Below are 15630 nucleotides of genomic sequence, written 5' to 3'. Positions count from 1 at the left end.
TCGATGCGGCCGGAGGATGAGTTGATGCGATCTGCAGTCGATGGGACCGTTGCCCGGGATGTCATGCCGGCCTCCAGAGAACAAGCGGTTCTCGTGAAGGAGTGGGGCGTTAGCGGAGCTATGCCGGCTGGCACGGCACCGTCAGGTGCGGTGGTCGTGCTGCACACCGCGGCGACGTCGCACCTCGCAGCGGGCTTGTTTGTCGGTAGTCCAGACATCCAGGTGGTGCATGGATCGATCAACTTCTATTCCGCTCAGGACGGAGAACTTCTGTACCATCGCGTGAGGAGCGAGGTCGGCGGCCGCAGGGTGCTCGGGGTCATCGACGTCACGGCGTACGACCCTCTCCACGAGCGATCGACGGCCGTCGAAGAGGGCAAGATCGCCTTCCTGCGGACCTGCATCGGACGTGAGCGCCGCGATGGACTGACCCTGCTGCAGGTGACCCATAACCTGCAGGCGTGCCAGACGGCGCTGCCGACGTTGCAGGGGGCGCGGACGATCGGCCTCTACCGCATGCTGGGCTCCGAGTACAAGCAGCTTCGCTCCGTCACGATGGATAGCGACTGCCCGCTCTCTGACCGCTCCGCGTTGGCGGCGCAGATCGAGAGGGAGTTTCTCGGCGCGGGCCAGTGGAGCATGTCCGAGTGTTGTTACCGGAGCGATCGACGCTTCGAGCCGCGGCTGGTCGCGACCCCTGTCACGACCGCGGCGCCGATGACCTATGCGTCGGATGATGTCCTGCTGATCACGGGTGGAACGCGAGGCATCGGAGCGGCGGTGGCCGAGAACGCGGTGGCCCAGGGCTGCCGTCGCCTTGTGCTGATGGGCCGTGAAGACCTGGCCTCTGCGGGCCAGGACAAGAAGCGGCGGCTGCAGAAGTTTACCGATCAGGGCGTGCAGGTGATCTATCACAACACGCCGCTCGCCGATGTGGACGGCCTGCGCTCCATGATCGAGGACATCCATCGCCGTGCCGGCCGTATCACCGGCGTTTTTCATTGCGCCGGAACGGTCGGCAAGAACCCAGCTTTTATCGAGAAGACCACCGAGGAGATCCGTACGGTCTGCGGACCGAAGATGGCCGGGCTGGTCGCTCTCCACGAGGCGCTGGGCCAGGAGCCGCTTGGCTTCTTCGTCTTGTTCTCCTCGGTTTCGAGCGCGTCCCCTGTCCTGGCGGCCGGGATGAGCGACTACGGGATGGCCAATGCGTACATGGACCACTACGCGACGGCCAGGGCGGCGCAGGGGCAAACGTATTTCAGATCGATCCAATGGCCTGCGTGGGGCGAGGTAGGTATGGCGGCCGGTCAGAGCGTGACCCCCGCCTACAGGAAGACAGGCCTCGTCCCGATCACGACGGCGGAGGGGCTGTCCTTCCTTGACAGGTTGATCCGCGCCAAATTTGCGGTTTCGTTGCCGTTCGTCGGCGAGGGGAAGCCAGCCGGATTCGAACGCATGCTGCAGACCAGACATCACACGGTCCCGCAGGCCGAGCACCTCGAGGCTCACCATGTGGGCGCACGCACCAGCCTATCCGGGGCATCGGCATCCGCGCACACCAACGTGCCTGCACCCCTGCCGGCAGCGGCCTCAGCGCCCGTGCCGGTGGTCAACCGGTCCTCGCTGGACGCTGCATTCTTCGAGGGTAAGAAGCCGCGCGTGGAGTCGACGGGTGCGCTCGACATAGCGATCGTGGGGATGGCAGGTCGATATCCTGGGTCGTATGACGTGGGTGCGTTCTGGGACAACCTTCGTGAGGGGAGGGACTGCATCACGGAGGTCCCGAAGGAGCGATGGAGCTGGCAGGACTACTACGCGGAGAATCGAGCGCAGCCCGGCAGCGTGTACAGCAAGTGGGGGGGCTTCATCGAGGATCACGACCGGTTCGACCCGGTGTTCTTCAACATAGCGCCCCGGGACGCGGAGCTGATGGATCCTCAGGAGCGACTGTTCCTGGAGCACAGCTGGATGGCGCTGGAGGACGCGGGGTACACGCGGGAGGCGCTGCAGAACCCGCGCCGGCGGGGCCTCCCGGTGCGAGTCGGGGTCTATGCTGGCGTGATGTCGCAGGAATATTCGCTGTTTGCGGCGGAGGCGAGCCTGCAAGGGCAGCGCATGGGGCTGCCGACGGGCATCTCGGGCATCGCGGCGCGCGTGTCGTACTTCTTCAACTTCAACGGGCCGAGCATGGCCGTGGACACGATGTGCTCGAGCTCGCTGACGAGCGTGTATCTCGCGTGTCAAGCGTTGAAAGAGGGGAAGATTAACGCGGCGCTCGCCGGCGGGGTGAACGTCAGCCTGCACCCGAACAAGTACCTCATGCTGTCCCAGGCGCAGTTCATCTCGTCCAAGGGCCGTTGCGAGAGCTTCGGTGTGGGCGGTGACGGCTATATTCCGGGCGAGGGCGTGGGGGTGCTGCTGCTGAAGCGGCTGGCTGACGCTGTGAGCGATGGGGATCACATCTACGGCGTGATCAAGGGCGCGGCGATCAACCACGGGGGCAAGGCGAGCGGGTTCACGGTGCCGAGCCCGAGGGCGCAGAGCCTGGTGGTGTCGCAGGCGATCGAGGAGTCGGGCGTCGATGCGAGGACGATCTCGTACATCGAGGCGCACGGCACCGGCACGCAGCTGGGCGATCCGATCGAGGTCACCGGGCTGGTCGAGGCGTTCGGGAGAGGGCTTGGGGAGAAGAAGTACTGCCGGATCGGGTCGGCGAAGTCGAACATCGGGCACTGCGAGGCCGCTGCGGGTGTTGCGGGCGTGACGAAGGTGCTGTTGCAGCTGAAGCACGGGCAGCTCGTGCCGTCGTTGCACTCGGGGGTGTTGAACCCGAACATCGATTTCGGCGCGACGCCATTCGTTGTGAACCAGGAGCTGTGCGCGTGGGAGCGGCCGCATGTGGACGGCAAGGAACATCCACGGCGCGCGGGGATATCGAGCTTCGGTGCCGGGGGCGCGAACGCGCACCTGATCGTGGAGGAGTACGCGCCGTCGGTCGCGGAGCGGCCGCGCGCGGCAGCCGGTCCTGTGGCGATCGTCCTGTCGGCCCGTGACCGCGAGCGGCTGAAGGAGCATGCGCGAGGCCTGCTGAAGGCGGTGAGAGGGCAGGCGTGGACCGATGCGGATCTGGCCGACATTGCGTACACGCTGCAGGTAGGCCGAGAAGAGATGGAGGAGCGTCTCGCGTTCACGGCGTCGACGGTCGCGGAGCTGGCGGAGAAGCTTTGGCAGTTCGTCGAGGGCGGGGGCGCGGGGTTGTTCCGTGGCCAGGCCAAGCGAGGCGGGGACGTGGGCCCGGCGCCCGCGAGAGGGGAGCTGCCCGAGCTTCTGACGCGCTGGGTACAGGGGCAGAGATACGACTGGAGCCATCTCTATGGCGCGGAGAGGCCGCGCCGCATCTCGTTGCCGACTTACCCGTTCGCTCGGGAGCGTTACTGGCTGCCCGTGGCTGGAGAGAAGAGGGGCGTGGCTGTGGCGGCGGCGATTCACCCGCTGCTGCACCGGAACACGTCAGGGCTCAAGGGGCTGCGCTTCAGCTCGACGTTCACGGGGCAGGAGCCCTTGCTGGCGGCGCAGGTGGCGAGCGGAGCGAGAGTCGTGCCGGGCGCCGCGTACCTGGAGATGGCCCGCAAGGCGGTCGCTCACGCGGCAGGGGTGGAGGACGGCGCTCCGCTGCGGCTCGAGCACGTCGAGTGGAGTGAGCCGCTCGTCGTGGGCGGAGGGGAGACGACCGTGCACGTCGGGCTCGCCCAAGGAGAGCACGGGCGTGTCGAGTTCGACATCTACACCGATGCTCAGGGCGACGAGGGCGAGGTGGCGGTGCACTGCCAGGGAAGCGCGGTGGTGCTCGCTGCCGAGCCCGTCCGTACGATCGAGCTCGCCGCGGTGCGGGCGAGCTGCCACGGGACGCGGGAGGTTCAGGTCGGAGCGCTGCGGTCGTTGCAGGAAGGCGACGGGGTTGCGTTGGCCAGGGTGGCGGTGGCCGGGCACGTCGCGACGTCGGGCGACATCGTCCTGCACCCGGGTCTGCTGGAGGCGGTGTTCCATGCGGCAGCGGGCCTGAGGGCTTCCGTCGCGGCGGCGGCCGTGGAGGAGCTGACGATCCACGGCCGCTGCGCGGCCGAGATGTGGGCGGTCGTCCGGAGGGCAGAGGGCCGGGTGGACGTCGACCTGTGCGACGCTGAAGGCAACGTGGTCGTGGCCGTCAAGCGGCTCTCCTTCGAGGAGAGGACGGCGGAGGACACAGGTCTGGTCAGACCCGCCGTCGGATCGGTCGAGCCTGTCCAGGCGGTCAAGCGTCAGGCGGCTGCGGCCGCCACCGGTCAGCTCCGCGAGAAGAGCACTACGTATTTCAAGAAGTTGATAGGAGCTACGCTGAAGCTCCCTTTTCAGAAGATCGACGCTTCCGTGCCCCTGGATGAGTACGGCATGGAATCGGTGCTCATCGCGCAGCTGAACCAAAACCTCGGCCAAGCTTTCGGCGAGATCAGCAGCACGGTGTTCTTCGAGTGCCGGACCATCGACGCGCTCGTCGAGTACTTCATGCAGCGGCATCGCGACGCCCTGGCCCAGGTGGTGGGCACAACCGCGCAAGCTCCGGCCCCGGTCCAGGTGGCGCCCGAGAAGAAGCCACGGCGCCTCCGCACCCAGGCGAAGAGAGCGGTGGGCCGCGCCGCCGGGGCGCCGGAGCCGATCGCCATCATCGGCATGAGCGGTCGCTACCCGCAGGCGCGCGATCTGCGCGCGTACTGGGAGAACCTGCAGGCCGGCCGGGACTCGGTGACGGAGATCCCGGAGGACCGCTGGTCCCTGGACGGGTTCTTCCACCCGGAGTTGGCGGAGGCCGTGGCGCTGCGGAAGAGCTACGGCAAATGGGGCGGTTTCGTCGACGGCTTCGCCGAGTTCGACCCGCTCTTCTTCAATATCTCGCCGACGGACGCCCTGAACATGGACCCGCAGGAGCGGCTGTTCATCACGGCCTGCTGGGAGGTCTTCGAGGACGCCGGGTACTCCCGAGAGCAGCTGCAGTCCAGGTTCGGTGGGCGCGTCGGCGTGTTCGCGGGCATGAGCCGGACCGGATTCGATCTGCTGGGGCCGGACCTGTGGGCGCGGGGCGAGGTAGTCCACCCGCGGACATCGTTCGCGTCGGCGGCGAACCGCGTTTCCTACCTGCTCGACCTGCAGGGGCCGAGCATGCCGGTCGACACGATGTGCTCCTCCTCGCTCACGGCGATTCACCTGGCCTGCGAGCACATCCATCGTGGTGAGTGCGAGCTGGCCGTGGCCGGGGGCGTGAACCTGTTTCTGCATCCGTCCAGCTACATCGAGCTGTCGGCGATACAGATCCTGTCCACCGACGGGCGATGCAAGAGCTTCGGCGACGGCGGCAATGGGTTCGTGCCGGGCGAGGGCGTGGGGGTCGTCCTGCTCAAGCGGTTGTCGCAGGCGATCGCCGACGGCGACCACATCTACGCGGTCGTTCGCGCCACGGAGATCAACCACGGCGGCAGGACCCACGGGTACACCGTCCCCGACCCGTCGGCTCAGGGCCAGCTGATCCGACAGGCGCTGGACAAGGCCGGGGTCAACGCCCGTGCCGTCTCTTACATCGAGGCGCATGGGACGGGCACCAGGCTGGGCGATCCGATCGAGATCACCGGGCTGCAGCAGGCGTTCGAACGGGACACCAGGGACGTTGGTTTCTGCGCGATCGGCGCGGTCAAGTCGAACATCGGGCATCTGGAGGCCGCGGCCGGGATCGCGGCCGTGACGAAGGTGGTCCTGCAGATGCAGCACGGGCAGCTGGTGCCGAGCCTGCATGCCCGCGCGCTGAACCCCAACATCAACTTCGCGAGCACGCCGTTCGTCGTCCAGCAGGACCTGGCCGAGTGGACGCGCCCGGTGCTGGAGCTCGACGGGAATCGGCGGGAGCTCCCACGCATCGCCGGCGTCTCCTCGTTCGGGGCGGGTGGAGCGAACGCGCACGTCATCCTGGAAGAGTACGTCGCGGCGCCGCGCGGCGCGCCCCCCGCAATCACCGAGGCGCGCCCCGCGATCATCGTGTTGTCGGCCAGGGACCGTGACCGGCTGATCGCCTATGCGCAGGCCCTGGCGGCGGCCGTCCGCGAGCGGCCGCTGACCGACGCGGATCTCGCCGATGTGGCGTACACCCTCCAGGTCGGACGCACGGCAATGGGCCAGCGCCTGGCATTCACGGCCACGTCGATGCGCGAGGTGGAGGAGAAGCTGACCCGGTTCGCCGCGGGCCAGGAGGACATCGAGGGGCTCTACCTGGGCGAGGTCAAGCGCGACCGCGATGTGCTGTCCGTGTTCGCGACCGACGAGGACATGGCGCTCACGACCAACACGTGGCTCACCAAGGGCAAGTACGGCATCGCCCTGGAGCTCTGGGTGACGGGCCTGGAGGTTGATTGGAGCGCGCTCCACGGCGAGCCGAAGCCGCGACGGATCAGCTTGCCGACGTACCCCTTCGCCCGCGACGTCTACTGGTTCCCGAAACCGACGGCGCAGAGGCCGGTCGCGGCGTCACAGGAGCAGATGATCCATCCGCTGCTGCACCGGGACACGTCGGAGCTGTCCAGGCAGGAGTTCACGTCGATCCTGACGGGCCAGGAGCCCTTCCTCACCGATCACCAGGTCGGAGGTCAGAGCGTTCTGCCGGGCACCGCCTACCTGGAGATGGCGCGCGCGGCGGTCGCGACGTCGGCCGGGTTCATGAGCAAGGGGAGGGCGGCCGTCAAGCTCCGAGACGTTGTCTGGTCGCGTCCTGTCGTCGTGAGCGGTGAGCCCGTCAAGGTGAGCATCTCTCTCTCCGCGGACGACCGCGGGAAGATCTTGTACGAGATCTCCAGCCAAGGCGGCGAGCGGAGCGAGGTGGCGATCCATGGCCAGGGAAGCGCCTCGTTCGCGCCGGTCGAGGAGGTGCCGGTGCTGGACCTCGCCGCGCTACGTGCCGCTTGCGGGCGCGGCACCCTCTCGTTCGAGCGCGTGTACCGCGTGTTCGCGGACATGGGCCTCCACTACGGCCCGGCGCACCGCGGCGTGACCGAGGTGTACGTCGGCTCCGGCGAGCTGCTGGCGAAGCTGTCGCTGCCCGCCAAGGTCTGGGAAGCGGGACGATACGTGATTCACCCGGGGATGCTGGATTCGGCGCTCCAGGCCTCGCTCGGGTTCGCGCTCCTGGATGCCGGGAGCGAACCCTCCCGCAAGCCGCTCATGCCGTTCTCGCTGGACGAGGCGGAGATCTTCGGCCCGTGCGCTGCTTCCATGTGGGCGCACATCACCCTGGCAGAGGGAAACCGGGCGACGGACAAGGTGCAGAAGATCGATGTCGCCCTCTGCGATGAGCAGGGGCGCGTGGCGGTCCGACTCAGGGGGCTCTCGTCCCGCGTGATGAGAGGCGAGCTCTCCCGCCGGGCGGACGCCCGAAAGATCATGCTGGCCCCGGTCTGGGAGGCGTTCGCGCCGCGGCGATCGCAGCTCCCTTCGCGGTCCGTTCGGGTCCGGATCGCGGGCGGGACTGCCGCCCAGGTGCGCGCGATCCAGCAACGCTTTCCGCACGCGCAGCCGCTCGATCTCGGGGCGGCCGATACGATCGCCAACGTCACCCGACAGCTTCAGGCGCGCGGGCCGATCGAACATCTCGTGTGGATCGCGCCGGAGAGCCCCCTCGAGTCGATCGTCGACGAATCCATCGTCGAGGAGCAGGCGCGCGGCGTCCTGCCGTTGTTCCGCACGGTGAAGGCGCTGCTGGCGCTCGGATACGAGACGAAGGAGCTCGACTGGACGGTCGTCACCACGCGGGCGCAGCGCGTTTACAAGGACGATGCGGTCAATCCCACCCATGCGACGATCCACGGCTTCATCGGTTCCATGGCGAAGGAGTTCCCGGCCTGGAACGTGCGCCTGCTCGACGTGGCGGGCGAGGGGAGCGTGGATGACCTGTTTACCTTGCCCCCCGATCCACAAGGCAATGCCCTCGCGTACCGGGACGAGCAGTGGTACCGGCAGACGCTGGTTCCGGTCACGGGGCTTTCCGCCGGACGCGGGCTGTACCGGCGGGGCGGCGTCTATGTCGTGATCGGCGGCGCCGGCGGGATCGGCGAGATATGGTCCGAACACCTGATCCGCGAGTTTCAAGCCCACGTCGTCTGGATCGGGCGCCGGCAGAACGACGCCAGGATCCAGGCCAAGCTGGACCGGCTCGCGCAGGTGGGCCCGGCCCCGCTCTACATTGCGGCGGATGCGACCGACCGTGACGCGCTCCAGGCCGCGTACGAGCAGATCAAGCAGCGCCACCCGCACGTCCACGGGATCGTTCATTCGGCGCTGCTGCTGCTGGACAAAGGCCTGTTGACCATGGACGAGGAGCGGTTTAGAAGGGGGCTGGCGCCGAAGGTGGAGGCCACCGTCCGCATGGCCCAGGTGTTCGCTGCGGAGCCGCTCGACTTCGTCCTGTACTTCTCGTCGATGAGCGCGTTCGTGAAGGCCTCGGGCCAGAGCAACTACTCGGCCGGGTGCACGTTCAAGGACGCGTACGCCCTGCGCATGGCCCGGGAGTGGCGGTGCGCCGTGAAGGTCATGGACTGGGGGTACTGGGGCACGGTGGGGACCGTCGCCTCGAAGGAGTACCAGGACCGCATGGCGCAAAAGGGGGTTGGCTCGATCGAGCCGCCCGAGGCGATGGAGGCGCTGGACGCGCTCCTCGCCGGTCCCCTCGAGCAGGTGGCGTTCCTCAAGGCCATCGACGTCGAGCAATCCCACCCGACGCTCGGAACCGAGATGGTCGCGGTGTACGCCGAGACGACGGCGTCGGCGATCGAGGGGATGAAGAAGCGCATCGTCCTTCCGCCGCCTCCTCAGCTCTCGGGCTCGCCCACGGAGTGGCCTGTATGAACGACCTGGACGTGTTGCTCACCAAGCTGCTGTGGAGTCAGATGCAGGCGGCCGGCCTGTTCGTGGAGAACAAGACCGCGGTCGCCGACCTGAAGGCCAGGCTGCACGGCATGTATGGCCGCTGGCTTGACGAGACGATCGCCTTGCTGGGCCGCGGCGGCTATCTGAGGTGCGACGGGACGTATTGCTTCCGTGAAGTCTCGAGCACCGTGGAGCGCGCTACCGTCTTTCGCGAGTGGGACGAGTACGTTCGCTCCCGGGGACAGGACCCGGACCGGAGAGCACAGGTGGTGCTCCTCGATGCCACGATGCGCGCGCTCCCAGACATCGTGCTCGGCAAGGTGCCCGCCACCGACATCCTGTTCCCGAACGCCTCGATGGATCTGGTCGAGGGGGTCTACAAACACAACGAGATCGCCGACTACTTCAACGAGGTGCTCGCCAACACGATCATGGCCTATGTGGAGGAGCGGATCGCGCGAGAGCCGTCGGCGCGCATCCGCATCTTCGAGATCGGCGCAGGCACCGGCGGCACCAGCGCGCTCCTGCTGCGGAAGCTGAAGCCTTACCGCGCCAACATGCAGGAGTATTGCTACACCGACGTCTCTCGGGCGTTCCTGCTCCACGCGCAGGCGGAGTACGGCCCGGGGAACCCGTTCCTGACAACCAAGATCTTCGACGCGATCGAGCCGCTGGCCCAGCAGGGCATCGACGCCGGTCAGTACGACATCGTTGTCGCGGCGAACGTCTTGCATGCGACCCGCAACGTCCGCGTGACCCTCCGCAACGCCAAGGCGTTGCTGCGCAAGAATGGGCTGATCGTCCTCAACGAGCTCAGTCGCAATACGCTGTTCCTCCACCTCACGTTCGGGCTCACGGAGGGCTGGTGGCTCTACGAGGACGAGGAGCTGCGCATTCCGGGCTCCCCGGCGCTCGATCCGGCCGCCTGGAAGCGGGTCCTGGAGACGGAGGGGTTCCGCTCCGTCATGTACCCGGCGGAGGCGGGGCGTCACCTCGGCTTGCAGATCGTCGTCGCTGAGAGCGACGGCATCGTCCGGCAGCAGCGCGGGGCGAAGCCGGAGGCCGCGCAGCCCAAGCCGCCGGCAGCGCAGCGCGCGCGGCCGCCCGCGAAGACGAAGAGGACCCGGGAGGTCGAGGTCGCCGTGCGTGAGGGCGCCGTCAGCGACGAGCTGCTCCGCGAGAAGAGCGTTGCGTTCTTCAAGAGGCTCATCGGCGAGACGATGAAGATCCCGAGCCACCGGATCGATCCCGCCGAACCGTTCGAAAGCTACGGCATCGACTCGATCCTGGTGGTGCGGCTGAGCAGCGCGCTGCGCAAGCACATCGAGGACATCAGCAGCACGCTGTTCTTCGAATTCCAGACGATCAACGCGCTTGTCGACTACTTCATGAAGACAGCGCGGCCGGCGCTGATGGGGATATCCGGCCTGCAGGCGCGAGGCGGTGACCCCGAGGCGGTCCGGACCGAGCCCGAGGTGGACGAGCAGCCTGAGGAGGCCGAGGCGCCGCCAGGTGCGGAGCCTGAGGAGGCCGAGGCGCCGAGCGAGCCGCCCGCCCTCTCGCGCCTCGCTCCCCTGTCCTCCGTCGCGGCGCCCGCCTTCGAGCAGCCGCAGCGCGCCGCCTCCCGCGACGTCGCGATCATCGGCATCTCCGGTCGTTATGCCCAGGCGATGAACGTCGCCGAGTTCTGGCGCAACCTCAGGGAGGGCCGCAACTGCATCCGCGAGATTCCCGCCGATCGCTGGGACTGGAGAGCCTACTTCGACGAGGAGAAAGGCAAGCCCGGCGCGATCTACACCCGGTGGGGCGGCTTCATCGAGGACATCGACAAGTTCGACCCGCTGTTCTTCAAGCTCTCTCCTCGCGACGCGGAGTGGATGGATCCCCAGGAGCGCCTGTTCCTGGAGGTAGCCTACGAGGCCCTGGAGGACGCGGGCTACACGCCGCGGAGCATCTCGCCCAGCCGCAAGATCGGTGTCTTCGCCGGGGTGATGAACGGCAACTACCCGACGGGGCCGAGCTACTACTCCATCGCCAACCGTGTCTCGTATCTCTTCGACTTCCAGGGACCGAGCCTCTCCGTCGACACGGCCTGCTCGGCGTCGCTGACGGCGCTTCACCTCGCCGTCGAGAGCCTCAACAGCGGCACGTGCGAGTGCGCGCTCGCGGGCGGGGTCAACCTGATCGTCGATCCGGTTCATTACATGAAGTTGTCGGCGTTCCGCATGCTCTCGCCGGGTGATCGCTGCCGCTCCTTCGGTGAGCACGCGGACGGGTTTGTCGACGGCGAGGGCGTCGGCGCGGTGCTCCTGAAGCCGCTGCACAAGGCGCTGGAGGACGGCGATCAGATCTACGGCGTCATCAAGGGCAGCATGATCAACGCCGGCGGGAAGACGAACGGTTACTCCGTCCCGAATCCGGAGGCGCAGCGGCGGGTGGTGCGTGATGCGCTGGCTCGCGCCGGGGTGGACGCCAGGGCCGTCAGCTACGTCGAGGCGCACGGCACCGGGACTTCCCTCGGCGATCCGATCGAGGTCGCGGGCCTCACCGGTGCCTTCCGGGAGTTCACGGCGGCGAATCAGTTCTGCGCGATCGGCTCCGTGAAGTCGAACATCGGCCACTGCGAGAGCGCCGCGGGCATCTCTGGCCTGACCAAGGTGCTCCTGCAGATGAAGCACGGGCAGCTGGCGCCGTCGCTCCACGCGCAGTCGCTGAACCCCAACATCGACTTCACCCGGACCCCCTTCGTCGTTCAGCAGGAGCTGGCCGAGTGGAGGCGCCCCGTGGTCGAGGTGGACGGCGCCTTCCGGGAGTTTCCTCGCATCGCGGGCATCTCCTCCTTCGGCGCTGGCGGGGCCAACGCGCACGTCATCGTGCAGGAGCTCGTACCGGACGGCGCGGAGCGCGAGCGCGTGGTGGTCGATGAGCGCAATCCGGCGCTGATCCTGCTGTCTGCCAAGAACGGAGAGCGTCTCCGTGAGCTGGCGCAGCGGCTCGCCGGCGCCATCCGCGACGGCCAGGTCAGCGATGCGAACCTGGCCGATGCCGCCTATACGCTCCAGGTTGGCCGCGAGGCGATGGATATCCGTCTGGCCCTGGTCGTGAGCTCCGTCCAGCAGCTGGAGGAGAAGGTCCACGCCTTCCTGCAGGGGAAGGAGGATCTCGAGGGGGTGTTCTCGGGGAGCGTTCGGCGCGACCGAGAAGACCTCGTTGCGCTCGCCACCGATGAGGACATGGCGCGCACCATCGAGGCGTGGATGGCCAAGGGGAAGCACGCGAAGCTGCTGGACCTCTGGGTCAACGGCCTCGACGTGGACTGGAGCAAGATGTACGTGGGCGCCAGGCTGCGCCGGATGAGCTTGCCAACGTATCCGTTCGCCCGCGAGCGCTACTGGACGAACGGGGGGCTCGTGAAGCGGGTGCAGGAAGGCTCCCGCAGGACCCGTTTCCTGGAGAAGCAGTGGGAGTCGGCCCCCCTCGGATCGACCCGAACGCTCGGCGGAAAGGTCGCCATCCTCGCGAATGAAGAGACGGCCAGGCTGGCGGGCAGGCTGTCCGAGGTCGTCGCAGAGAGCCAGATCTTCCGCGTCGAGGCGTCAGGTGTGGACCTGTCGGAGCAGACCCTCCGAGACTGTTGCGCGCTGGTGGATCTGTCGGCCTCCGGAGCGGACGAGGCCGGCCTATCGACCGGCTGGATCCCCTTTGCTCAGCGGCTGATCGAGCGCGGGCCTCGCGAGCGGGTGACGATCCTGTGCGTCACCCGTGGGCTGGAGGCGTTTCGAAACGAGAACGTCAACCTGGCAGGAGCTCCCTGCGTGGGGGCCTACCGCACGCTGCAGAGCGAATACGGTCACGTCCGCTCCCGCCACGTGGATGCCGATCCCTCCCTGAACGAGCTCGAGCTGGCGCGGCTGATCGCCGGGGAGCTGCAGGCGGATTCCCAGGAGTCCGAGGTCTGTTACCGCGACGGGAGCCGCTTCCGGTCGCGCCTCGCCGAGTACGCGGGCGCATCGCGACCGGGTGATGGCGGCGGACTGCCCGAGGACCATGTCCTCATGATCACAGGCGGGACTCGTGGGCTCGGGCTCTTGTGCGCTCGGCACTTCGCCACCCGTCACGGGGTGAAGCGCCTGGTCCTGACCGGAAGAGACGCGCTCCCGCCGCGCGAGACGTGGGATGGCGCGTCGCGGGAGGAGACCGCCGCGGCGGGGAAGATCCGGGCGATCCTCGACCTAGAGGCGCAGGGCGTTCAGGTCGAGGTGCTGTCCGTATCGCTGGCCGACGAGCAGGCGCTCCGCCGGGCCCTCGCCGGCATCAAGCAGCGCATGGGCCCGATCGGCGGCGTCATCCACTGCGCCGGGATGTCCGACCGAGAGAATCCCGCGTTCATCCGCAAACCGCTCGACACCATCAGGCAGGTGGCCGGACCGAAGGTGGACGGCCTGAATGCTCTGTACCGGTGCCTGGAGCAGGAGCCGCTGCGGTTCTTCGTGCTCTTCTCCTCCGTGTCGGCGGCGATTCCGGCCCTGGGCGCCGGCCAGATTGACTACGCGATGGCCAACGCGTACATGGACTATTTCGCCGCCGCGAAGGCGCCGCGCGTTCCGATGGTGAGCGTCCAGTGGCCCGCCTGGAGCGAGACCGGCATGGGCAAAGGGGGCCACAGCGATGCGTACGAGCAGACCGGCCTGCTGACCCTGACGGATGCGGAGGGGCTGTCGTTGCTGGACGAGATCCTCTCCTCGCGCATGGGGCCCGTCGTCCTGCCCGCCCTGATCGACCCGTCGCGGTGGGAGCCGGAGCGGCTCCTGCATCGTGCCAAGCAGACCTCGGCGCCCTCCGGCGCGCCGCCGAGGCGAGAGGCGTTGACCGCCGCATCGGCGCTTTCGTCCTCTTCCGGCATGGAGGAGCAGGTGCGGGCCTGGGTGGCGTCGATCCTCGCGGAGGAATTGCGACTGGACCCGACCAAGATCGAGCCGAACGTGCCGTTCCAGGAATATGGCATGGACTCGATTCTCCTACAGCAGGTGGTCACGAGGATGGACCGCAAGTTGCCGGGCGTCTCGGTCGAGCCCGGCATGCTTCTGGAGTTCCCTACGCTCGATCGGCTCTCCGAGCACATGGCCTCTCGCTACGCTGCGGCGTTCGCTGAGCTGTTCGCGGCGTCAGCGCCGGCGCCCGCGGTCGAGCCGCGCCCCGTCGCGCAGCCGGAGCGGCCGGCCCCGGCGGTCCAGGCAGCCGCGAGCGCCGCGGCGCAGCACGTCCCGCCAGGCGAGCGGGTGGCGATCATCGGCATGGCCTGTCACTTCCCGGAGGCGGAGAACATCGCTGAGTTCTGGGCGAACCTGCGGTCCGGCACGGACTGCATGCGGGAAGTCCCGAGTTCTCGATGGGACTGGAGACAGCACTACGCCCCCGGGTACGTGCACGGCAAGAGCGCGACCAAGTGGGGCGGGTTCCTCCCGTCGATCGAGGAGTTCGACCCAGCCTATTTCAAGATCCCCGAGTCGCAGGCGCCCGAGATCGATCCGTTGCAGAGGCAGTGGCTCGAGGTGAGCGTCGAGGCGCTGGCCGATGCCGGCCAGTCCAAGGAGCTCCTCTGGGGCAAACGTGTCGGCGTTTTTGCGGGCGCGCGGGCGGGGGCCTTCGCCTCGAAGTTCGCCAAGCAGCTCCCGGCCGCGTTCGTCGGTACGGGGCAGAACTTCATCACCGCGCACCTCGCCCACATCCTCAACTTCAGGGGGCCGAACATGGTCGTGGACGCGGCGTGTGCCAGCGCCCTCACCGCCATTCACCTGGCGGTGCAGAGCCTCCGGCTGGGCGAGTCGGAGATCGCTCTGGCGGGCGGCGTCGACATCCTGCTCGACGAGGCGCCGTTCGTGGCGATGAGCATCAACAAGATCCTCTCCCCCGAAGGGCGCTGCAGGACGTTCGACTCGCGAGCCAACGGGATCGGCATAGGCGAAGGTTGCGGGGTCCTGGTCCTCAAGCCGTTGCGCCGGGCGATCGCCGACCAGGACAAGATCTACGGCGTGATCGACGGCTCGGCCGTCAACAACGACGGGAACACGATGGGCGTCACCACGCCGAACCCGGAGGCTCAGCGCGACGTGATCCGGGCCGCCATCGAGAACGCCGGCGTCCACCCGGAGACGATCTCCTACGTGGACGCGCACGGCACGGGCACGCTGATCGGCGATCCGATCGAGTTGAAGGGGCTCAGTCAGGCGTTCGCTTCGCGCACGTCGCGCAAGCGGTTCTGCGGCGTCGGCAGCGTCAAGAGCAACGTGGGGCACCTGCTCAGCGCGGCGGGCGCGGCCAGCATCATCAAGGTCCTGCTGGCGATGATCCACCGGCAGCTGCCGCCCTCGCTGCACTGCGAGCAGCCGAATCCCCGCTTCAACTTCGAGGAGTCTCCGTTCTACCCCGTGCAGGCGCTGAAGCCGTGGACGCATGACGGGCAGGTCCTGCGGGCCGGGGTCAGCGGCTTCGGGCTCGGCGGAAACAACGCGCACATCCTCGTCAGCAACGAGGGAGTCCCCGCAGACCTTGTCGCCTCCATGGCGCCGAAGGGCGAGAGGGTCGTGTTCAACCGCCGTCGCTACTGGCCGGCTGACTCAGTCAGCGATGGGCAGCCTCCGGACGACGCGGAATTCATCGAGTTCTTCAAGATCGCGGAGGCTTGACGCA

At 67.9% G+C, this 15630-nt stretch carries 2 protein-coding genes; both read left to right on the top strand.

The features are described from left to right. Positions 1 to 156: 156 nt before the first annotated feature. Positions 157 to 8919, top strand: coding sequence for an SDR family NAD(P)-dependent oxidoreductase (locus WMF36_RS22020; protein WP_437581597.1), 8763 nt, complete (start codon positions 157 to 159; stop codon positions 8917 to 8919). Then, positions 8916 to 15626, top strand: a complete 6711-nt coding sequence (locus tag WMF36_RS22015) for a beta-ketoacyl synthase N-terminal-like domain-containing protein (protein ID WP_437581596.1) — start codon at positions 8916 to 8918, stop codon at positions 15624 to 15626. The genes WMF36_RS22020 and WMF36_RS22015 overlap by 4 nt, the downstream gene beginning before the upstream one ends. Positions 15627 to 15630: the final 4 nt, after the last annotated feature.

This window comes from Sorangium sp. So ce887, assembly GCF_051521455.1.
In the GTDB taxonomy this organism is placed as follows: domain Bacteria; phylum Myxococcota_A; class Polyangia; order Polyangiales; family Polyangiaceae; genus Sorangium.
This window is presented reverse-complemented; position numbering and strand designations above follow the sequence as displayed.

What these genes read in the sequence shown, in the direction of transcription:
- WMF36_RS22015 (WP_437581596.1), top strand. Translation starts at nt 8,916, where the DNA reads ATGAACGACCTGGACGTGTTGCTCACCAAGCTGCTGTGGAGTCAGATG.